Source organism: Parabacteroides hominis, from assembly GCF_014287585.1.
Classification (GTDB): domain Bacteria; phylum Bacteroidota; class Bacteroidia; order Bacteroidales; family Tannerellaceae; genus Parabacteroides; species Parabacteroides hominis.
Window position 1 is genome coordinate 49,093 of record NZ_JACOOJ010000009.1, and the last position, 20,633, is coordinate 69,725.

Here is a 20,633-nt window from a genome sequence, read left to right on the forward strand (position 1 = left end):
AATTATAACGAAACGATATGGAAATTGCAAGTAAGTACAATCCCGCAGAAGTAGAGGGTAAGTGGTATCAGTATTGGTTGGATAACGGCTTTTTCAAGTCGAAACCCGACGGCCGTGAGCCGTACACAATCGTCATTCCGCCCCCAAACGTCACTGGCGTGCTTCATATGGGACACATGCTTAACAATACCATTCAGGATATTCTGATCCGCCGTGCCCGTATGCAGGGGAAGAACGCTTGCTGGGTTCCGGGAACGGACCACGCTTCTATTGCAACCGAAGCAAAAGTTGTGAATCGCCTTGCACAGCAGGGGATTAAGAAGACTGACCTGACACGTGAAGACTTCCTGAAACATGCTTGGGAATGGAAGGAAGAACACGGAGGCATCATTCTGAAACAGTTGCGTAAGTTAGGAGCGTCCTGCGACTGGGACCGTACGGCTTTCACAATGGATGAACTGCGTTCCGAAAGCGTAATCAAAGTTTTTGTAGACCTGTTCGAAAAAGGACTGATCTATCGCGGTGTCCGTATGGTAAACTGGGACCCGAAAGCATTGACAGCCCTGTCCGATGAGGAAGTTATATATAAGGAAGAGCACAGCAAGCTCTATTACCTTCGCTACAAGGTGGAGGGAGATCCGGAAGGCCGCTATGCGGTTGTCGCGACAACCCGACCGGAGACGATCATGGGAGATACGGCTATGTGTATCAATCCGAACGACCCGAAGAACACTTGGTTGAAAGGGAAGAAAGTGATCGTTCCGCTGGTAAACCGCGTGATCCCTGTGATCGAAGACGATTATGTGGATATCGAGTTCGGAACCGGTTGCCTGAAAGTGACTCCGGCACACGATGTGAACGACTATATGTTGGGTGAGAAATACAACTTGCCTTCTATCGATATTTTCAACGATAACGGTACGATCAGCGAGGCGGGCGGCCTGTATGTCGGCATGGACCGTTTCGATGTGCGCGAACAGATCGAGAAAGACTTGGTAGCAGCCGGACTGATAGAAAAGGTGGAAGCCTATGAAAACAAAGTCGGTTTCTCCGAACGTACCAATGTGCCTATCGAACCGAAGCTGTCCATGCAATGGTTCCTGAAGATGGAGCATCTCGCGCAGATCGCTTTGGAACCGGTGATGAAGGACGACATCAAGTTCTATCCTCCGAAGTTCAAGAATACCTATCGCCACTGGATGGAAAACATCAAGGACTGGTGTATCAGCCGCCAGTTGTGGTGGGGACACCGTATTCCGGCTTACTTCCTGCCCGAAGGCGGTTATGTCGTGGCCGAAACACCGGAGAAAGCATTGGAAATGGCAAAGGAAAAGACCGGCAACGCCTCTCTGACGATGGCCGATCTGCGCCAGGACGAAGACGTGCTGGATACCTGGTTCTCTTCCTGGTTGTGGCCGATCTCTCTGTTCAATGGCATCAACGATCCGGACAACGAGGAGATCGACTACTACTATCCGACGAGCGACCTGGTGACGGGACCGGATATCATCTTCTTCTGGGTAGCCCGCATGATTATGGCCGGTTACGAATATCGCGGCAAGATGCCGTTCAAGAACGTTTATTTCACCGGTATCGTGCGTGACAAACTGGGCCGTAAGATGTCAAAGTCGTTAGGAAACTCTCCCGACCCGCTGCAACTTATCGAACAATATGGCGCCGACGGCGTGCGTATGGGATTGATGATGGCGGCGCCTGCCGGAAACGACATTCCTTTCGACGATGCGTTGTGCGAACAGGGACGTAACTTCAACAATAAGATTTGGAATGCCTTCCGTCTGATCAAAGGATGGACGGTCGACGAAAATATCGGCCAGCCCGAAGCGGCAGCTACAGCCGTCAAATGGTTTAAGATGCAGTTGGACAAGACGATCGCCGAAATGGACGACCTGTTCGGCAAATACCGCCTGAGCGAAGCGATGATGGCTGTTTACAAACTCTTCTGGGATGAGTTCTCTTCCTGGTACTTGGAGATGGTTAAACCGGGTTATCAACAACCTGTTGATAAGTCTACCTACTTATCGACACTTGGCTTCTTCGATGCCCTGCTCCGCCTGCTCCATCCGTTTATGCCCTTTATTACAGAGGAATTGTGGCAAGCATTGGAGCCGCGTAAGGAAGGCGAGAGCCTGATGGTCGCATTGATACCGGAGGTTGCACCTGTTGATAACGCATATCTGGAAGACTTCGAAATTGCAAAAGAAATAGTGGGTGGAGTGCGTACGATACGTCTCCAGAAAAATATACCGAATAAGGAAACATTGGATTTACAGGTTTTGGGTGAGCATAACGATCACTTCAATGCCGTAATCGCCAAGATGTGCAACCTGTCGTCCATCATCCGTACGGAAGAAAAAGCAGCCGGTTCTGCTTCCTTCCTGGTGCGTACGACGGAATATGCTGTCCCATTGGGTAATATGATCAACGTGGAAGAGGAGTTGGCTAAACTTCAGGACGAACTGAAATACCAGCAAGGCTTCCTGACTTCTGTGATGAAAAAACTAAGTAATGAAAGTTTTGTAAGTAAAGCACCGGCCAAAGTCATTGAAATGGAACGCAAGAAACAGGCTGATGCAGAAAGTAAAATCAAGTCTATCGAAGAAAGTATCGCAGCTTTGAAGAAGTAGGCTTCCAAAATATAATCAGATGAAGCAGCTCTTCTGGTTAACCTTATTATTATTGACGCAAGCTACTGTTCCGGTGAAGGCAGAAACCGGAACGGATAGTTTGCGTCTTGTCTTGAAAGCCCTTCCGGCAGAGGAGAGGCTCGCCAGGCTGAATGAACTGGCAAGTGTGTATTATGACCAAGGTGGAGGGATGTATCCCAAGTGGTTTTACAAGGAAGTGACGGAACAGCAGAATGAAGAATATCTGCCGAATGCTCTTTTTCACCTCGTCCGTTATTATTATGCCAAGAAACCGGACAGCATGCGCTATTATCTGGCCGAAGCAGAACCTCTGTTCCTGAAAGAGAAACGATATGAAGAATTGTTCCGGATGAAAGCCTGGAATATTTACATGTTGTCTTCCGAAGGAGCGCAGGATGCCATTTTGCCGGCTACCCGTGAATTGGTGGAACTGGCCCGTCGACTGGATTTTCCCGAAGGGGAAGAAATGGCGAACCAGGCATTGGCTAATTATTATCTGAGTCACGGGTTGAAGAAAGAAGGGGCGGATTTATATGAAGAAGTATTGAACCACATGGAGAAACGGAACGCGCCGATCATCAAACGGTTCAATATCCTGCGGTCACTGTTGAACAGTTCGATTCCCAATGAAGCCCACATGCGGGCTTTGGAAAGGATGAAGGCTTGCCTGACGGAATGCACGGAAAAAGGCATTACGATGTTGGATGCGGAAATCTCTATCGATTATTGCTGGTATGTTTATTACCGGACGTTGGCTGCGGATGCTTGCATCAATGAAAATCCCGAAGAGGCAAAAGAATACTTGGCAAAGGCGGAAGCGTTGGTGAAAAAGAATAATATGTCCAGGGAAGAGATGACTTTGGATAATATCCGGCTCTATTATTACCGGTTGGTCGGGGATAATGAGGGCGCTCTCGCTATAATTGAAAAATTGTTGAAAAACTTCAAGGATTCAAACCGACCGGTCGGTTACCTGGACATATTGGAACAAAAAGCGAAAACCTATATCCGGTTGGGGGCCGGAATGAAGGCTGCCGAAACGTATGAAGAGTTTATTGCACTGAAAGACTCGGTCACATCCGCCAAGTATTACGATGAACTTGCCTATTGGCGTACCCAGCACGATGTGGATAAGCTGGAACTGAAAAATAAGCAGATGGCGCTGGAAGCTTCTGAAACACACGCGCAAATCTTATTGATGGGAGGCGGGTTGATTCTCCTTTTGCTGGCTTGCGGCACACTTGCTATCATTTCCTATTCGCGCCATCAGTATAGCAAACAGTTGAAGTTGGCCAAAGAGAAGGCGGAAGAAGCCGACCGGATGAAATCGGCGTTCCTCGCCAATATGAACCACGAAATCCGTACGCCGCTGAATGCCATAGTCGGTTTTTCGCAAGTATTGGTGGATGAGGATGATGCGGAAGTCCGTCTGGAATACTTGAAAATAATCCAAAACAATAATGAGCTGTTGCAACGGCTGGTAAATGATGTGTTGGATTTGTCGAAGATAGAATCCAACTCGATGACATTCTCCTTTTTCAACATCTACTTGCCGGAAATGATGGATGAGATCTTTCGTTCGACACAGCTCCGTATGCCTGAAGGCGTCGTTTTGGAGTTAAAAGAATGTCCCGCGATAAATTTTTATACGGATCGCATGCGTCTTACGCAAATCATTACTAACTTGCTGAACAATGCGATAAAGCATACGGAAAAAGGATTTATCCGTTTTGGGTATGATATATTGGAGACGGAGATAAAGTTCTTTGTCGAAGATACAGGCGAGGGCATACCGGAGGATAAGCTGGAAAGCATTTTCAGCCGTTTTGTACAGTTGAGCGACTGGAGCAAAGGAGTCGGATTGGGGCTCGCTATCTGCAAGGGACTGATTTCAAAAATGGGAGGAACGATTGCCGTTACTTCCAAATTGGGAGTTGGCTCTGTCTTTTACGTTACTCTACCCATTCAGAAGGCATAATGGAACCGTCCGTGTGACTTCGAAAGTCGGTGAAGGTTCCGTCTTCTATGTGAAGCTGCCTCGTGTATAAATGGATTAATTACAGCAAAGTCTTCTATTTTCTTTTCAAATGTTATCGTACACACTGAAAAAAGATTATATTTGCTGTCATAATAATACAAACACATCATTTTAATTTAATATCATGGAGAAATCAAGAAGATCCTTTTTTAAGAAGGGGCTGGCAGGAGCTATTCTGCTGGGTACGGCAAGCGTAGCTAAGGCCGGATTGCCCGATCCCGTGAAGCCTAAGGCAGCCAAGGCTGTAAATCCTTTTCATTTGGGTATGGCCGGGTACACATTTGTGAACTTTGACTTGGAAACTACGTTAAAAACTTTGCAGCGTCTGGATATTCATTATCTTTGTATCAAGGATTTCCACCTGCCGTTGGATAGCAATGAAGAACAGATCAAGGCTTTCCACGACAAATGCGCTTCTTATGGCGTGACCGGATATGCAGTCGGTCCTATCTATATGAAGAGCGAGGCTGAAATCGATCGTGGTTTTGAATATGCGAAGCGAGTAGGCGTGAAAACGATTGTCGGCGTGCCGAATTACGAACTTTTGCCCTATGTGGACAAGAAAGTAAAAGAGTACGACTTCAATTATGCAATTCATTTGCACGGGCCTGATATCAAGACTTATCCGGATGCGACGGATGTTTGGGAACATACGAAAGATCTGGACCCGCGTATCGGTATGTGCCTGGATGTCGGTCACGACTTGCGTAACGGTTGCGATCCTGTTGCCGACTTGAAGAAATATCATACCCGTGTGTTCGATATGCACATTAAGGATGTGACGGATTCTTCCAAAGCCGGACGCGGTATCGAGATCGGGCGCGGAAAGATAGACTTCCCCGCATTGATTCGTATGATGCGCGAAGTGAACTATACAGGAATGTGCAGTCTTGAATTCGAAAAGGATATGAAAGATCCTTTCCTCGGTATCGCAGAGTCTATCGGCTATTTCAAAGCCGTTAGCGATATGGCATGATAAGAATTATGATTTATGATTTGTGATTTATGATTTATGAAGCACAAGTTGTGAAGCATAATTCATAAATTATAAATCATAAATGTAAAGATGAGAACAACGTTGTATCTGTTAATGGCCTGCCTGTTTTCGGCGTGCAGCACCATTGAGTATATCGGAATAGAAACTTACAACCCTGCCGAGATTACTTTCCCGAAGAATGTCGGCAAGGTTTTGATCGTTAATAACGCCGTTCCCCAGCCCGGCGATGTCGGCTATACCTATAATTTATACGGGACTGTGCAAGATACGGCCCGCGCCCATGCGGATAGCGCCTTGTATGATGCCTGCCACTCCTTAGGCAAATCGATAGTGGATGTTTCTTTCTTCAATGATGTCCTTCTCTATCATGACGGAACCCGTCAGGATGCGAAATATCTGGTGGATGTACAGTTGACGCCCGAAGCGGTGAAAGAATTGTGCCGGGAGACAGGGACGGACGCTATTATTTCGCTCGATCGCCTGCTGTTCCGGATGGAAAAGAATGTCGTCGCTTTTGCCGAAGGTTTTGTCGTAGGAGGTGTCGATGTTGAAATTACGGGAGTCGTCCGCGGATATCTTCCCGGACGCGACAGGCCGTTGGCCACCGTCTACGTGCAGGATAGCATTTTCTGGTCTGAAAGCGCGGACAATATGGAGCAATTGAAACTTTACCTGCCGTCGCCGGATGAAGCTTTGCGGGCTGCCGGGCAGTATATCGGTACGAAGGTTACTCCGAACTTTGTTCCTCACTGGGATAATGAGAGCCGCTGGTTCTACAAAGGAGAAGGAGCGCGTTGGAAAGAAGCGACCGCCTATGCCTTGTCCGACAAATGGGAGGAAGCGGCCTCGCGCTGGAAAGATGTCTATCACAATTCTTCGCGCTGGAAAGAGCGGGCAAAGGCAGCATCGAACTTGGCTTTGTATTGTGAAATGAATACTCAGTTGAAGGATGCCTACAACTGGGCTGCTAAATCTTACGAGATTTTTAATAATAAAAAAGGAGAAGACTACAATTACACGAAAATGCAACGGCTGTATGTAGAGGCCCTTAGCAAGCGTATCCGTTCAGATCAAAAACTAAATAAGCAATTTGGAGAATAATAATCTTATATTCTCTGAATTATTATTACTTTTGGCAGACGTTTCGAATAAAGAATAAATAATAAAATATGAGTGCAAATAATGCAAAGATTCAGGCTGTCATAGAAACGACTTTCAATTCGGCCATCAATAAACTTGCTGCGAACGAAGCTGGCAACTGTTACAGCGATTTATACGTGCAGGTAGATGCTGAAAGCGGAGAGCTGCTTATTTATGATGAAGAGGATGCGCTGGTTGAAAAGACTATCATTTTCGATTGGGTGAATACGACATGTGATGACGATAAGTTCACTCAGCAGGTTTCTGCAACTTTGAAAGCCGTGCTTGCCGTTCTGGTTACAAAAAAAGTTTTTGATAACCCTTGTTTTCTGAAACCGTTCTCGGTAAGCCTGACTGACGAGGATTTCTCTGTTATTGAGGAACTTCTGTTCCTGGATGATGAAAATCTTCGTTTGGATGATCCTCTTTTAAAAGATTTGGATGCAGATTTAGATGATTTTTTAGCAAAACTTCTTTCAGATGTCAAATAGAGTTCTTATATTTGCGCCCGCATTCAGGAAGTAAATGTTGCCGAAATAGCTCAGTTGGTAGAGCAACGCATTCGTAATGCGTAGGTCGCCGGTTCAAGTCCGGCTTTCGGCTCACAAACAAAAGGCAATCATCTTTACGATGGTTGCCTTTTTTATTGCTATTTTCAGACTGCGTAACCGCTGCCGAATACCGGATGAAACGCCTTATCATCTACCTGTGTACCTATAATGCAAAGTTGAGGTTCACGTTCACAATGTTTGTAAATGACTTATATACAATGATTTGCTGTGAACCCTGTGAATGCGGCTTGTGTAAGGGGCTTGTGAGGGATGCTTACTCCAAAAATTAGCCGATGCTTTCACAGGGTTCACAGCAACTGACAGATATTTAGCAGGTTATAAGCGATGTGAAGGTGAATCCAATTTATGTAAAACCTCTTATAAGCATGTTTTTACAGCCTATAGGCTATTCAGGAAAAGATGCCGACCCATTGGTGAAAAGGTGCATACTTTTTCCAGAAGGAGTCCCTATCTTTTTCCAAACGAATAACGATTCTTTTTCCGACAGGAAAGCATCGCGGAATATCCCTGCAAGCCCTTTCCTGCAGGCTCGCTTTTATCTTTCATAAAAATAAAACGTACTGATACTGATGCTGCCGGCTAACAATAAAAATATCAGGTAGTCGATGATTGCCGAAACGGGAGGGAGCTGTGCATGAGCGAACGAGATTCCCAAGCTTTGTATTCCTTCAAAAAGCAAAGATCCTCCTTGCAGCCAGACGGTCAGGAGTATTCCGAGTAACAGGCAAATGGAAATGATAATTGGGGGCAACAAGCTGTTTCGTTTGGGAAGCCGCTTCATTACCTGTTCCGGAAAATCGGTATCGGCGAACTCTGCTTTGTTCGCATGAAAAAAATCATATAATTTTTTATCCTCTGACATGATTGAAACTATTACATTATATATTATACTCCGTACTTTTAAAATATTCCGTTAGCTTTTTCTTTCCCCGTGACAAGTGCGATTTGATCGTCCCAAGCGGAATGTTCATGATTCCGGCAATCGTTTCGACTGATTTATCTTCCATATAGAACAGAAGGACAACCGTCCGTTCATCCGTCCGCAGCAGCAAAAGAGCACGGGTGAGGTCGATTCCGAAATCTTTGTCTTTCCCTTCGGCGGCATGGATGTTACCCAATGTTTCGATATCTACTTCGGCTGGCAGGTTCCGGCTACGGACATAATCATAAAACGTATTGTAGGCAACCCGGTAGAGCCAGGTCGAAAAAGTAGATATGGAGCGGAACGAACCGATATGGAGCCACGCTTTTATGAAGGTGTCCTGCGCCAGATCCTTGCTCAGCTCTTCGTCGCCGCCGGTCAGATGGAAGAAGAAACGCCGCACGGGTGACTGATAAGCCTCAACCAGTCGGTTGAACGCTTTCCGGTCACCCAGCAAAATAACCTTTGATACAAGTAAGGTGTCATTCTTCATCTTCTATTCCTTGTTTTTTCCAGATAAAGTGAATAAGCAAGTAACCAATTCCAAGACAGAACGGGATCAGGCCGGCAGATATTCTGCGTACATAATTTCCCGGATCGGCATTGAGCGCCATAAATAGGATAATACCGATACCTGCCGAAATCAGGATGATACCTGTCTTAAGTGATTTATTTCTTTTTACAGGTTCTTTAAACAGGTTTTCCGGCAATGTCTCTCCTTTCTCCATCGCTTTCATGTACAATTCAGCTTTTAGCTGGTTGCTCCGATGTTTTTCATTACTTTTTATCCATGCCATTATAAGGACGAACACAAAAGGTAATGTCAAAATTACTGTAGGTATTAAATTTCCGATTTCCATAATCTTATACTTTTTAATTCAACATATTACCTTTTAGACGTAAGAAAGTAATAGTTTAGATGCAAAACAATGAAATTTTCCTTTGAATCTTTACTATCTTTGCAGATAAATTCATCTTACACTGACAAAATAAATGAATGAGACCATATTAAACGGCTTATTAAATCTATTTGCTATTTTTGCTTCCTCCGTACGGATTGAAAGGGAGCAGGCTGGTCGTGCCGTTCATTCTTATCTGTCCAGTCACTTCGGGGTACGTTCCCACAAAGAATATATTGAACTTTACAATGCGTTGCGCGATATGTACGACGATTCGCTCTTTGTGCTCGACAAAGAGCAGATTGTCCGGAATATCTGCGAACAGATGAAAGTAAAGTTGAGGGCCGAAGAACAGTTGCTTTTACTGATCCGTTTCGTAGAGTTCGCCTATACGAACAGCGGGGAGGCGGATCGGCATTCGGATCTGTTCCGCCTGGTGGCCGATATCTTTTCGATTCCCCAGGAAGAATTTGACGATGCGCTTGCATTTATCACAGGAAAACCTTCTTCGTCTTTGCTGACGATCAGCGGGGAGGAGGAGGCGGATGCCAACCATATCACGCGGAAAGGGATGGAAGGTTTCATCCGTGTGCTCTATATCCGTCGCTTCGATAAGCATATTTTTACCTATCATGGGAACGGGCAGGTTTTTATGAACGACATTCCGCTTTCGTCGGATATGTTTTATGCCTGGCAGCATAGCAGTGTGCTGAAGGGGCCTTTGTTCCTGCCGGTCTATTACAGCAACCTGCTGGCCGTTTTTAATAAGAACGAACGCAAGGAGGTCATTCATCTCGCCGGACGTGACATTGATTTTACGTTTAAGAACAGCCATAACGGACTGCATAACTTCTCTTTCAATCTCGAATCCGGGCAGCTCGTAGCCATTATGGGCGGTAGCGGGGTCGGGAAGTCGACTTTGTTGGGAATCATGAACGGCAATATCCGTCCCGACAAGGGGATGATAACCGTGAACGGGCATCCGCTCGACTCTCCGGAGGCACGCCAGTTGATCGGTTTTGTCCCGCAGGATGATTTGCTGATCGAGGAGTTGACCGTTTACCAGAACCTTTTGTACACGGCACGGCTCTGTTTCGCCCGTTTGACGGACGAGGAGATCGGACAGCGTGTGGAAAAGGTATTGAAGGAATTGGACCTGGAAGAGATAAAAGATCTCGAAGTCGGTTCCCCTATCCGTAAGACGATCAGTGGAGGCCAGCGGAAGCGCCTGAATATCGCTCTCGAACTGATACGCGAGCCGGCTATCCTGTATCTCGACGAACCGACGTCGGGATTGTCGTCGTCCGATTCCGAAAAAGTAATCATGCTCCTGAAGGAACAGACTCACCGGGGGAAATTGGTGGTGGTGAACATACACCAGCCTTCGTCCGAAATCTATAAGTTGTTCGACCGCCTGTGGCTGCTTGACCGGGGAGGCTACCCGATCTATGACGGGAACCCGATAGAGGCGATCACCTATTTCAAACAGGCGGCCAAGTACACCGACCCGGATATCAGCGTGTGCAGTGTCTGCGGCAATGTGAATCCCGAATTGATTTTGAACATCATCGACTCCAAGAAGATCGACGATTCCGGTAACCAGACGAATATCCGGAAGTTCACGCCGGAGGAATGGCATGCCGAATACCTTGCTTCCCGTCCCGCTTTTTCGCCTGTCGGGGAGGGGGCGTTGCCGGAGAACCTGCAGAAGAAACCTTCCTGGTTCAAACAATTCCTGATCTTCCTGGAAAGAAATATACGCACGAAGCTGACGAACAGGCAATATTTGGCTATCACGCTATTGGAAGCCCCTTTGCTTGCGCTGATCGTCGCCCTTCTGACCCGCTATATGGACGGGGATGAATATACGTTGCTTGCCAACAAGAATTTTGTTTCTTATATCTTCATGTCAGTGATCGTTGTTACCTTTATGGGGCTGAGCATCAGTGCCGAGGAGATTATAAAGGACCGGACGATCCTGAAGCGCGAACATTTCCTCCGATTGAGCCGGAGCAGTTACCTGACGTCCAAGATGGTGTATCTGTTGGCTGTGTCTGGGCTGCAATCGCTTCTGTTCATCGGGGTGGGGAATGCCATTATCGGGGTGGGGAGCGAGATGTTCGGCACGTGGTGGAGCATCCTGTGGGCTACGTCGTTCCTGGCGAACCTGACCGGGTTGATCCTTTCGCAGACGATGAGTTCGGTTGTCGCGATCTATATCACGATCCCGCTTCTGCTGATTCCCCAGATATTGCTTTGCGGCCTGGTTATCAAGTTTGACGACCTCAATACGCGGGCTTCGGACGAGAACATCGTGCCGCTGATCGGCGAGGTGATCCCTTCGCGCTGGGCTTTTGAGGCGTTGATGGTGGAGCAGTTCCGCGATAATGCTTACAACCGTCCTTATTTTCCGATCGAGAAAGAGAAATATCTGGCGCAATATTACGAGAACGTCCATTCACCGGAAGTGCGCAGCCTGGCAGAACAGATTGCGGCAAAAGACGATCCCGATAAGCGGAAAACAGTCGAGAACGAGCTGGCCGTATTGAGCCGTGCCGCCCGCATCGCTCCCCGCACGGAGGGAGAGAGCTATCTGGCTTATCTGGACAAGGTGGATGCCGCCCTGCACGAACGGGCGCACAACTTCACTGCCTATCTCGACCAGGTCCAGCAAGAGCGCGGCCGGAAAGAGGGGGCCGAACAACTGTCGAAGATCAAGAAAGCCCATCACAATACAGCGATCGAAGACCTGGTTATGGGGACCGGAGGACGCCATCTGTATAAGGAAGCAAACCATCGTATCTATCCGGCGATCGGGCAGGTTTATGTGGAGCCCGACAACCGTTTCGGGCGTGCCGCTTTCTACAGTCATGAGAAAAATTGGGGCGGATATCATATTTCTACTTATAAATTTAATTTATTGGTTATAGGTTTCTTTGCATTATTGGCGATTATCGCTATATTCGCAGAGTTTCCGGGACGTTTCCTGAAACGGGACGAATTTTGAAGTCTGAAATAATAAATTATTAAATTATACAATATGAAAAAGAGTGTATTAAGCATGCTCGCCGTAGCAGCATTAGTGTTTGGAATGACTTCCTGCAACGGAGCCAAGAAAACAAGCGAAGAATCTGAAAAGACTGAAGAAGCCGCTGTTATAGCAGGTAAGGCTCCGAAAGACCTGTTGACCGAAGAGTTGAAACAAGAGACAATTCAATTGTTGAAGGACATGCCGGATTCTGATATTCCTTACCGTCTTTCCACAGGTGAAGTAAAAGTAAATGTGGGTGATGTCAAGTATATGGTGCCGGTTGGTAAGGCTGCCGAATTGAGCACTCCGGCGCAGAAAGCCCGTGCATTGGGTATGTACATGGCCGATTATAACGTACTGAAGGCGATCGGCAAGCCGACAGCCGAAGTGGAAGGCGTAATTGCCAAGTTGGCTACAGACCTGAATGTGTCGTTTGTTTTGGATATCCTGAAAGAACAGGCTCCGAAAGATGCAACTAAAGAACAATTGCAGGCTTTCATGAACGCACAGGAAGACAAGATCATCGAAAAGATGGCTGCTGAAAACAAAATAGACGCCGAAGTTGAAATGTTAGGTGCTGCTTCTGCCGAATATGCTTGCCTGGTTGCCAATCCTACATTGGTTGTACAGGGCGATGCTACTTCTGCCGGCCTTTCTGCAAACATGGAAAAACGTGTCAGCATGCTGGAAGAAGTGGTTGCCGATCTGGCTGCTTACTATCCTGACCTGAAACAGTTAGGCGAAACGATTGCTCCGCTGAAAGAAAAAGTCGCTTCTATCCAGAGCGCTCGTGCTGCAAATGCAGAAATCATGGGTATCCGTGACGCTTTGTTGAAGTAAGATTCTCTATACATTAATATAATAAGTAGCCCGGCCTCCAAAAGGAAGTCGGGCTACTTATTTTTCCGGGTAGGGCAACTCACGGTTTCGGATCGCGTGACTCGCTTTCGTCACCCTTTGTAGTTGATCGAAAGCAGCGTGATGTCGTCCGACTGGACAGCACCGACGACAAACTCGCCAACCGTCTCGGTTATCTTTTCCACAACCTCTTTCGGGTTTTTGCCGGCGAGCGTCCGGCAGTTTTCGAGCAACCGTTGTTCGCTGTACAGTTCATGCTTCATGTTCATCGCCTCCGTTACCCCGTCGGTATAGAGAAAGAGGTTATCGCCGGGCGACAGTTTCAATTCCTTTTCGTGATAGCTGGCGTCGCTGATCGCCCCCAATATCATATCGCCGGTAGCCGGCACTTTGGAAACGGAGCCGTCCTTTTTCATTAGGATAGGCGGGTTGTGGCCTGCATTGCAATAGGTGACGACGCCCGTATGGATATTCAGGATGCCATAGAACACGGTCACGAACATATCGTTTACGCTTTCCTGGCAGAGAATGTTGTTGGAACGTTGCATGCACATGGATGCCGAGTTTTCGGTCAGCGCGATGGCACGTATCACAGTCCGGCTGATCGCCATGAAGATAGCGGCGGGAACGCCCTTGCCCGATACGTCGGCAATGACGAAGCCCAGGCGGTCCTGGTCGATGCGGAAGAAATCATAAAAATCTCCTCCTACATATTTGGCGGCGCTCATGTAGGCGTACAGGTCGAACGATTTCAGCTCCGGGAACGGGGGGAATGTCTTGGGCAGGATCGTCTGCTGGATTTCCTGGGCGACGTGCAGGTCGTTCTGGATGGATTCCAACTGCGTGTGTTCCTTCTGTGCCTGCTTGATGAAGGCGATCTGCTCGGCCGCCTTTTCGATGGTACGTTCGAGGTCTTCGAGGTTGATCGGCTTGGTCGTGAAGTCGAAAGCCCCCTGGTTCATGGCGCTGCGGATATTCTCCATATCGCCGTAGGCCGATACCATGATGCATTTCAGCGCCGGGTTACGCATCTCGTTGATCTTCGTGAGCAGTGTCAACCCGTCCATCTCCGGCATGTTGATGTCACTCAGGATCACGTCGAAGTCCGGCATGGCAAGCATCATCTGAAGTGCTTCCAGTCCGTTGTGGGCGAAATAGAACTCGTATTCGCCTTTCTTTATCTTGCGCCTGAAATATTGGGTCAGCAGTATTTCCAGGTCGAGTTCGTCATCTACACTTAATATTTTTATAGCCATAGTAGCGTTGTTTCTCTAATTATTGAATCGGAATGGTGATGGTGAAACGGGTGAACTCGTTCGGTTCGGATTCCATCTCGATCGTTCCGTTATGTTTTTGTTCGATGATTGACTTGGTGATAGAGAGGCCGAGACCGGTCCCTTCCCCGACCGGTTTGGTGGTGAAGAACGGTGTATAGAGTTTCTCTTTGACCTCCTTCGTGATTCCCAAGCCATTGTCTTCGATAACCAACCGTACCCGGTCGCCGTCTTTCGCCAGCTTGACCTTGATGGTCGGATTGTAAGGGCTTTCGGTGACACCTTTGGACTTGCTGAAGACGGCATAGCAGGCGTTGTTCATCAGGTTGAGGACGGCGCGGCTGAAATCCTGCGGGATCACTTTGACCTGCGGGAGCGTATTGTCGTATTCCTCTATGATGGCGACATTGAAGCTCTTGTTATTGGCGCGGACAGCATGGTAGGAAAGCCATACGTATTCTTTTGTCAGTTGGCAGAGGTCGGTCGGTATGTATTCGTCGTCCTTGCCGCGGGAATAGAGCAGGATGCCCCGGACGATGTTCGACGCGCGGTTCCCGTTTTCCTCGATCTTGCACATATTGCTTTTGAGGTCGTCCATGATTTCCCGGATCTCCTCGTCCGCATCGGCAGGAAGTTTGTTCTCCAGTTCGTCCAGTACGTCTTCCATATCTTGCAGCAACTTGCACGATAGTTTGCTGAAGTTGATCACGAAGTTGAGCGGGTTCTGTATCTCATGTGCGATACCGGCGCTCAACAGTCCGAGTGAAGCCATCTTTTCCTGCTGGCTGATCTGTTTTCTCAGACGTTCTAACTCTCTCATACTGTTATCATCCATTGTCGTTGCTCTTTTGATAAATTGGAATCGTAATCATAAACTCGGTAAAATTGTCCTTTTCGCTCTTTACGATGATGGAACCCTGATGGTTCAGGATCACCTCGCGGCAGAGGTACAAGCCTACACCGGCTGCCTCGGCTGTGGGCTTTGTTGTGAAGAACGGTTCGAATATCTTGGCTTTTATGCTGTCCTCGATACCGATGCCGTTGTCGCGGATGCTGAGGAAGACCGTTCCGTTCAGCCTCTTTTCCACGTGGATGTTGATGACCGGCGTGAAGTCCTCTTTCTGCAACTTTTTCAGCAATGCGTAGACGCTGTTCTTGAGCAAGCTGAGCATCACTTTGTTCATCTGCTCGATGTTGATCTCTGCAGTTGCGGGTTCTTCCGGGCAGTCGAGTTCGATCTGTATCTGCTTGCTCTCGATATCTTCTTTGAACTGCTTGCGGATCACGTCCACGTTCACCTTGCAGAGGTTGCTGATGTCGGTCGGAGTGACGTCGCCGTGACGGTCTTTCAACAACTCTTCCATCGCTTTGACGATCCGGACAGTGTTGCAGCCGTGTTCGTTAATCTTCTGCAGGTTGCTGTTGATCATATCGAGAATCTCGATGCTGTCGGCGTAGTTCTCTTTTGACATGATCGCCTGCTCGTCCGTGATGTTCTCCTTCAGGTCATTGATCAGGTTGACGGAAAGGCCGGCGAAGTTGTTGATGTAGTTGATCGGGTTCAGGATGCGGTCGACCAAACCCTGCGTCAATTGTCCGACTGTAGCCAGCTTCTCTTTGCGGACCAGTTCGTCCTGGGCTTTCGCCAGGGCGTCGAGGGCGTCGGACAGTTTCTTGGATTCATTCAGCACCTGGTCTCGCTGGATGCGGAGTTCGATTGTCCGTTCTTCCACCACCTTTGCCAGGTATTCTTTTTGTTTCAGTCGCTTTTGCAGCCTTCCTTTATAAATATAGAGGACGCATTGGGCGACGATCAAGGAGGCGATCCATCCTCCCCAGTCATAATACATCGAGAGGATGATCAGTATCCAGTCGGCCAATATGATCTTCTCTATAACCTGCCGCTTTATTTTGAGCGCTGCAATATCTTTAATATCGAAGTCTGCCATGTCAATGAATGTCTTTTGTCATTGTAAGTATGTTTTTTCCGTCTGAGTGACTGTAGGTGACTTCCGTCATCAGTTGTTTGACCAGAAAGATTCCGAGTCCGCCGATGGGGCGCTCTTCCAGTGAAAGTGTCAGATCCGGCTCCTGCCTCTCAAGCGGGTTGAAGGCGATTCCTGTATCGGTTATCACGATTGTCAGCCGTTTGTTCTCGCAGCTCATATCGATACGGATGTCCTGATCTTTCTTGTCCGGATAGGCGTACAGGATGACATTGGTCACGGCTTCTTCAAGTGCCAGTTTGATCTGCATCGACAGTAGCTCTTCCAGTTTGTAAACGCCTGCTTGCCGGTCCAGAAACGCGTATAGACGGGTTAACTGTTCCAGTTCGTTTTTGATGTATAGCGTATTTGTCATCTGCCGGAATAGGGACGCTTGTTATTCAATCGTGAGGATGTGGGAGAATCCGGTGATATTCAGGATCTCCATAATCTCCTTCTGGATATTCTTCAACCGGAAGGAGCCTCCTTTGCTTTTCATCCCTTTTTGCAGCGTCAGGAGCAGGCGGAGTCCGGCACTGCTGATGTAGGTCAGTTCTGCGCCGTCGAGCACTACCGTTTGCGCTTCTCCCTGAAGGATGGGAGCGATCTCTTTTTCAAGATCGATGGAGGTTAACGTATCTAATTGTCCGGAAAGGCTGATGACTGTTTCTTTCCCGTTTTCTATTGTTATCTTCATAATCTGTTCCTATTCTGATTTACGTTCAAGCAAAAGTATAGATTATCCTTTACGTGAGCAAGTTATTTGTAACGATTTGTGTTATCGGTACGAATATTTCATTTATCTTTGCGGGTGTAGTAATCAAAATAGTTGTTAGCTATGAAAAAAGTAACAAGAGTAACAAATGAAGTAATTCAGATCAATGAGAAGTTAGGCGATTTCTTTGTTGATATTGCAAAGCTTGTCTTTGCGGGTGTAGTGCTAAGTACGCTGTTGGATATGGCGGAAAGTAAAGGATTTGTATTGTTTGTAGGAGTTTGGTCTACTGTTATGTTTGTAGCCACTGGATTTGTTATTTATGATTTAAAACATAAAAAGTAAAGAATATGGAACCAGCAGTAGTTTTATTTGGAAGTTTGGCTGTAGGAAGTACGATTGGCTTGATTGCACTTCTTATCTATAAGTACCGGATTGAACATAAAGAAGATGAAAAAGTATGATGAAACTCTGGTCTTGCTATTGTACTTTTGATTCGGAATTATAAAAGGAAGAAAAAATAATTAAAAAGAAAGGCGCTGTCAAAATCGACAGCGCCTTTCTTTTTAATTATTTTCTCAATCTTCCGATCAGCCGTCCAACCTCTCCGATCCAGAGAACCAGCGAAGTCGAGCCGATAATGATTCCCCAGTCTTTCCAGGATAGCGGAACGACACTGAACATCTCGCCGCCGAACGTGACGATCAGGTATTGTCCGACGATGATAAGCAAGGCTACCAGCAGGAAACTCTTGCTTCCTTTGAGGTTGGCGAATGCCGAACGTCCTTCCATAAACGCTTTTGCATTGAACATATTCCAGAACTGGAGCATCACGAAGAAACTGAAGAACCAGGACAGGTCGTGCGGCGTCAGTCCGTCCTGTGCATGGAAGTGGAGCAATAACCCCATCAAGACGATTACGAATGCAAGGCCGACACCGAAAATGTTGTAAGCCATCGGGCGGGTAATGATAAAGTCGCCATCCTTGCCGCTCCGGCGGGGTTTGTCTTTCATCACCCGTTCGTTAGGCGGCAGCGAAGCCAGTGCTCCGGCGGCAAATGTATCCATGATCAGGTTCACCCAAAGCATCTGGGTGATCGTAAGCGGAGATTCCGTTCCTAAGAGGGAACCTAACAACACGATCAGGCAGGCCGCCACATTGATCGTCAATTGGAACAACAGGAATTTCTGGATGTTCCGGTACAGGGAGCGTCCCCACATCACCGCACGGGTGATGCTGCTGAACGAGTTGTCTATAATCGTGATGTCGCTTGCCTCTTTCGCCACGGAAGTCCCGTCTCCCATAGACAGGCCGACCTGCGCTGCTTTCAGGGCGGGGGCATCGTTGGTCCCGTCACCTGTTACGGCAACTACGGCTCCTTTCTGCTGCAACAATTTTACCAGGCGTTGTTTGTCGGTTGGGCGGGCACGGCACATGATCTTCAGGTCGAGCACACGATCCAAGGCTTCCTCGTCTGTCAAGGCTTCGAAGCCCGGCCCGGTGATGATGTTGCGTTCGGTGTCTCCGGCTTTCCAGGTTCCGATCTGCCGTCCGATCTCTTTGGCCGTTCCCGGAGTGTCACCGGTCACGATTTTGATGTCGATGCCGGCATCAAGGCAACTTTGAACGGCTGCCGGAACATCGGCACGCACGGGGTCGGAGATGGCGACGATACCTAAATAGGTAAGGTCCGTATTATGCAATCGCCCGTTTGCAAAGAACGCGGCATCCTGTCCGTCCTCCAATATCTGGTAGGCAAATCCCAGCGTACGCATGGCCTGGTTCTGATAGTCCAGTAGCTGCTTTTCGATGCCGGCTTTACAGTCTTCTACCGGTTTATAGGTCCCGTCGATCGCTACCCGGTTGCTGTTCGCCAATACGATTTCCGGAGCGCCTTTGACATACAGCACGCGTTTTCCCAGTAAGGACGATTGTACGACTGTCGCCATATATTTCCGTTCGGTGGAGAAGGTCAGTTGATCCAGTATCCGGTCGCTTTCCCGTATTTCCAGATAGTTCTGGTGTTGGCTGTTCAACCATAACAGCAGAGCGGCTTCCGTCGGGTTACCCAAGGTTTTTACCTTATCTTCTGAAAAATCGAGGAAGGCGGTTGAGTTGACCGATATGCCTTCTTTTATAAGGTCGCTCAGTTCGTCGTCTCCTAATTTCTGGTCTTTCAGGTTGTAAAAGTTCGTTTGGTACACCTGCATCTGGTTCTGTGTAAGTGTTCCCGTCTTGTCCGTACAAATGACAGTAGTAGCTCCCATTGTTTCGCAGGCATGCATTTTACGGACGAGGTTGTTCGTTTTCAGCATCCGGTTCATGCTCAGCGCCAAACTGAGGGTTACGCTCATTGGCAAGCCTTCCGGCACAGATACGACGATCAGCGTAACTGCTACCATAAATATATTCAGGATATGGGAGATCAGGTCCATGACCGGCATTCCGGATGAGGACAGCAGTACCTTTGTCAGTAATGCGATAAAAGTGATAGTAGCAATTGCATAGCCGGCTTTGCTGATCACCTTCGCCAACCCGGCTAACTGTATCTGCAGCGGCGTGTCGATATTGTTTTCTATCTGCGAGCCTTCATACACCTTTCCGTATCCGGTTTCATCGCCGACTTTTTCAACAGCCATTACGCCATGTCCGTCGACAACAGTCGTTCCGCGCATGACAACATTGGACGGGTAGGTCGCTTCTTCATCGAAGTCCGCCTCATTTGTCGTCTTGCTGATGATCGGTTCGCCGGTCAATGTCGATTCGTTGATCTGCAGGGAGATCGCTTCCAATAAATGTCCGTCGGCCGGGACTTCTTCTCCCGTTTCCAGTACGACAATATCGCCGACGACAACCTCTTTTCGCGGGATCTGGCAGATATTCCCTTCGCGGATCACCTTCACAAAGATGTCATCATTGACCGTATTCAATACATCGAAAGCCCTGTTTGCCTTGACTTCGAAAAAGAAGCCGACGCAAGATGCCAACATGATTGCGAAGAAGATGCCGATCGGTTCGAGGAAGGCGGTAAAGCCTTTGGCCTCAGGCCCCCAACAATGTACGCCTGCGATAATCATGGACAAGAACCATGCTACCAATAGAATCTTGATAATCGGATCATTGAATTTCTCAAGAAATTGGCTCCATAGAGAGGCTTTCTCCGGAGGAGTGAGGATATTTTCGCCGTGAAGGCGCCTGCTTTCTTCTACTTCTTGTTTGGTTAATCCTTGATACTGATGTTTTTTCTCCATAAATTTATTAATCTGTTTCAGAAAATTGAGGGAACAAATTACGCAAAGTTATAGGACATATACAAATACAAGGTGTTAATGTTTGAAATCAGGAGGAGGTTCGATGGTTAAATCCGTTGTACGAATAATTCGTTTGTTTTTCTCATTGATTCCGTATGTAGTGAGAATTTATTCTCATGCTGGTGAGAAAACTTTCTCGCCAAGATGAGAAAAGTTTCTCACTGTCTTGTGAAAAGATTCCCATAGGCATGAGAAAGGGGGTGTGTCAAAGTCCCGTTTTGTCT

The 20,633-nt window shown here is 47.6% G+C and carries 17 protein-coding genes and 1 tRNA gene; 9 read left to right on the plus strand and 9 right to left on the minus strand.

Going from position 1 to position 20,633, the window contains the following annotated elements; genetic code table 11:
- Positions 1-17: 17 nt before the first annotated feature.
- The 6 genes from H8S65_RS07205 to H8S65_RS07230 all read left to right on the plus strand — a co-directional run bounded on the left by H8S65_RS07205 (position 18) and on the right by H8S65_RS07230 (position 7,444).
- The gene (locus tag H8S65_RS07205) at positions 18-2,645 is read left to right on the plus strand and encodes a valine--tRNA ligase (protein ID WP_186929313.1); all 2,628 of its coding nucleotides are present in this window, start codon (positions 18-20) and stop codon (positions 2,643-2,645) included.
- A 19-nt stretch (positions 2,646-2,664) separates the two neighbouring features.
- Positions 2,665-4,644: a tetratricopeptide repeat-containing sensor histidine kinase gene (locus tag H8S65_RS07210; protein WP_186929314.1), complete on the plus strand. Its 1,980-nt coding sequence runs from the start codon at positions 2,665-2,667 to the stop codon at positions 4,642-4,644.
- 184 nt (positions 4,645-4,828) lie between these two features.
- Complete coding sequence (locus H8S65_RS07215) at positions 4,829-5,680, plus strand: sugar phosphate isomerase/epimerase family protein (protein WP_186929315.1); 852 nt, start codon at positions 4,829-4,831, stop codon at positions 5,678-5,680.
- A gap of 90 nt (positions 5,681-5,770) precedes the next feature.
- Entirely contained in the window at positions 5,771-6,802 is a 1,032-nt protein-coding gene (locus tag H8S65_RS07220; protein ID WP_186929316.1) for a DUF6340 family protein, read from the plus strand.
- Between the two features lie 68 nt (positions 6,803-6,870).
- Positions 6,871-7,332, plus strand: coding sequence for a hypothetical protein (locus H8S65_RS07225; protein ID WP_186929317.1), 462 nt, complete (start codon positions 6,871-6,873; stop codon positions 7,330-7,332).
- Between the two features lie 39 nt (positions 7,333-7,371).
- Positions 7,372-7,444, plus strand: a tRNA-Thr gene (locus tag H8S65_RS07230).
- 504 nt (positions 7,445-7,948) lie between these two features.
- Here the strand turns inward: H8S65_RS07230 and H8S65_RS07235 are convergent.
- The 3 genes from H8S65_RS07235 to H8S65_RS07245 are packed head-to-tail and all read right to left on the minus strand — an operon-like array spanning position 7,949 to position 9,195.
- Positions 7,949-8,275 carry a DUF5056 domain-containing protein gene (locus H8S65_RS07235; protein ID WP_186929318.1) on the minus strand — a complete coding sequence of 109 codons (327 nt, stop codon included), beginning with the start codon at positions 8,273-8,275 and terminating at the stop codon, positions 7,949-7,951.
- A 16-nt stretch (positions 8,276-8,291) separates the two neighbouring features.
- A complete protein-coding gene (locus tag H8S65_RS07240; protein WP_186929319.1) occupies positions 8,292-8,828 on the minus strand; it encodes an RNA polymerase sigma factor in 537 nt (178 codons plus the stop codon).
- Positions 8,818-9,195 (minus strand): DUF6249 domain-containing protein, encoded by a 378-nt coding sequence (locus H8S65_RS07245; RefSeq protein ID WP_186929320.1) that lies wholly within the window; start codon positions 9,193-9,195, stop codon positions 8,818-8,820. The genes H8S65_RS07240 and H8S65_RS07245 overlap by 11 nt, the downstream gene beginning before the upstream one ends.
- 133 nt (positions 9,196-9,328) lie before the next feature.
- Here H8S65_RS07245 and H8S65_RS07250 point away from each other — a divergent pair, with 133 nt between their 5' ends.
- Together H8S65_RS07250 and H8S65_RS07255 are read left to right on the plus strand one after the other, a co-directional pair.
- Positions 9,329-12,241, plus strand: a complete 2,913-nt coding sequence (locus H8S65_RS07250; RefSeq protein ID WP_186929321.1) for an ATP-binding cassette domain-containing protein — start codon at positions 9,329-9,331, stop codon at positions 12,239-12,241.
- A 33-nt stretch (positions 12,242-12,274) separates the two neighbouring features.
- Positions 12,275-13,105: a hypothetical protein gene (locus H8S65_RS07255; protein WP_186929322.1), complete on the plus strand. Its 831-nt coding sequence runs from the start codon at positions 12,275-12,277 to the stop codon at positions 13,103-13,105.
- A 110-nt stretch (positions 13,106-13,215) separates the two neighbouring features.
- Here H8S65_RS07255 and H8S65_RS07260 read toward each other — a convergent pair whose 3' ends face one another.
- From H8S65_RS07260 to H8S65_RS07280, 5 genes are read right to left on the minus strand one after another with little or no spacing between them, the layout of a single operon-like run.
- Positions 13,216-14,379 carry a PP2C family protein-serine/threonine phosphatase gene (locus H8S65_RS07260; RefSeq protein WP_186929323.1) on the minus strand — a complete coding sequence of 388 codons (1,164 nt, stop codon included), beginning with the start codon at positions 14,377-14,379 and terminating at the stop codon, positions 13,216-13,218.
- Positions 14,380-14,398: 19 nt separating this feature from the next.
- The gene (locus H8S65_RS07265) at positions 14,399-15,232 is read right to left on the minus strand and encodes a sensor histidine kinase (RefSeq protein WP_186929324.1); all 834 of its coding nucleotides are present in this window, start codon (positions 15,230-15,232) and stop codon (positions 14,399-14,401) included.
- On the minus strand, positions 15,225-16,346 hold the full coding sequence (locus H8S65_RS07270; protein WP_186929325.1) for a sensor histidine kinase: 1,122 nt from the start codon (positions 16,344-16,346) through the stop codon (positions 15,225-15,227). Before H8S65_RS07270 ends, H8S65_RS07265 begins: the two co-directional genes overlap by 8 nt.
- Position 16,347: 1 nt before the next feature.
- Positions 16,348-16,758 carry an ATP-binding protein gene (locus tag H8S65_RS07275; RefSeq protein WP_186929326.1) on the minus strand — a complete coding sequence of 137 codons (411 nt, stop codon included), beginning with the start codon at positions 16,756-16,758 and terminating at the stop codon, positions 16,348-16,350.
- A gap of 21 nt (positions 16,759-16,779) precedes the next feature.
- A complete protein-coding gene (locus H8S65_RS07280) occupies positions 16,780-17,079 on the minus strand; it encodes an STAS domain-containing protein (RefSeq protein WP_186929327.1) in 300 nt (99 codons plus the stop codon).
- A 141-nt stretch (positions 17,080-17,220) separates the two neighbouring features.
- On the opposite strand from H8S65_RS07280, the gene H8S65_RS07285 reads away from it, so the two are divergent.
- On the plus strand, positions 17,221-17,442 hold the full coding sequence (locus H8S65_RS07285) for a DUF6722 family protein (RefSeq protein WP_186929328.1): 222 nt from the start codon (positions 17,221-17,223) through the stop codon (positions 17,440-17,442).
- A 225-nt stretch (positions 17,443-17,667) separates the two neighbouring features.
- On the opposite strand, the gene H8S65_RS07290 is transcribed toward H8S65_RS07285, so the two are convergent.
- Positions 17,668-20,349, minus strand: coding sequence for a calcium-translocating P-type ATPase, PMCA-type (locus H8S65_RS07290; RefSeq protein ID WP_186929329.1), 2,682 nt, complete (start codon positions 20,347-20,349; stop codon positions 17,668-17,670).
- Positions 20,350-20,633 lie beyond the last annotated feature (284 nt).

Excerpts from the sequence above, each read along its gene's own strand:
- H8S65_RS07205 (WP_186929313.1), top strand. The coding sequence starts at position 18 with ATGGAAATTGCAAGTAAGTACAATCCCGCAGAAGTAGAGGGTAAGTGG.
- H8S65_RS07210 (WP_186929314.1), top strand. The coding sequence starts at position 2,665 with ATGAAGCAGCTCTTCTGGTTAACCTTATTATTATTGACGCAAGCTACT.
- H8S65_RS07215 (WP_186929315.1), top strand. The coding sequence starts at position 4,829 with ATGGAGAAATCAAGAAGATCCTTTTTTAAGAAGGGGCTGGCAGGAGCT.
- H8S65_RS07220 (WP_186929316.1), top strand. The coding sequence starts at position 5,771 with ATGAGAACAACGTTGTATCTGTTAATGGCCTGCCTGTTTTCGGCGTGC.
- H8S65_RS07225 (WP_186929317.1), top strand. The coding sequence starts at position 6,871 with ATGAGTGCAAATAATGCAAAGATTCAGGCTGTCATAGAAACGACTTTC.
- H8S65_RS07235 (WP_186929318.1), bottom strand. The coding sequence starts at position 8,275 with ATGTCAGAGGATAAAAAATTATATGATTTTTTTCATGCGAACAAAGCA.
- H8S65_RS07240 (WP_186929319.1), bottom strand. The coding sequence starts at position 8,828 with ATGAAGAATGACACCTTACTTGTATCAAAGGTTATTTTGCTGGGTGAC.
- H8S65_RS07245 (WP_186929320.1), bottom strand. The coding sequence starts at position 9,195 with ATGGAAATCGGAAATTTAATACCTACAGTAATTTTGACATTACCTTTT.
- H8S65_RS07250 (WP_186929321.1), top strand. The coding sequence starts at position 9,329 with ATGAATGAGACCATATTAAACGGCTTATTAAATCTATTTGCTATTTTT.
- H8S65_RS07255 (WP_186929322.1), top strand. The coding sequence starts at position 12,275 with ATGAAAAAGAGTGTATTAAGCATGCTCGCCGTAGCAGCATTAGTGTTT.
- H8S65_RS07260 (WP_186929323.1), bottom strand. The coding sequence starts at position 14,379 with ATGGCTATAAAAATATTAAGTGTAGATGACGAACTCGACCTGGAAATA.
- H8S65_RS07265 (WP_186929324.1), bottom strand. The coding sequence starts at position 15,232 with ATGGATGATAACAGTATGAGAGAGTTAGAACGTCTGAGAAAACAGATC.
- H8S65_RS07270 (WP_186929325.1), bottom strand. The coding sequence starts at position 16,346 with ATGGCAGACTTCGATATTAAAGATATTGCAGCGCTCAAAATAAAGCGG.
- H8S65_RS07275 (WP_186929326.1), bottom strand. The coding sequence starts at position 16,758 with ATGACAAATACGCTATACATCAAAAACGAACTGGAACAGTTAACCCGT.
- H8S65_RS07280 (WP_186929327.1), bottom strand. The coding sequence starts at position 17,079 with ATGAAGATAACAATAGAAAACGGGAAAGAAACAGTCATCAGCCTTTCC.
- H8S65_RS07285 (WP_186929328.1), top strand. The coding sequence starts at position 17,221 with ATGAAAAAAGTAACAAGAGTAACAAATGAAGTAATTCAGATCAATGAG.
- H8S65_RS07290 (WP_186929329.1), bottom strand. The coding sequence starts at position 20,349 with ATGGAGAAAAAACATCAGTATCAAGGATTAACCAAACAAGAAGTAGAA.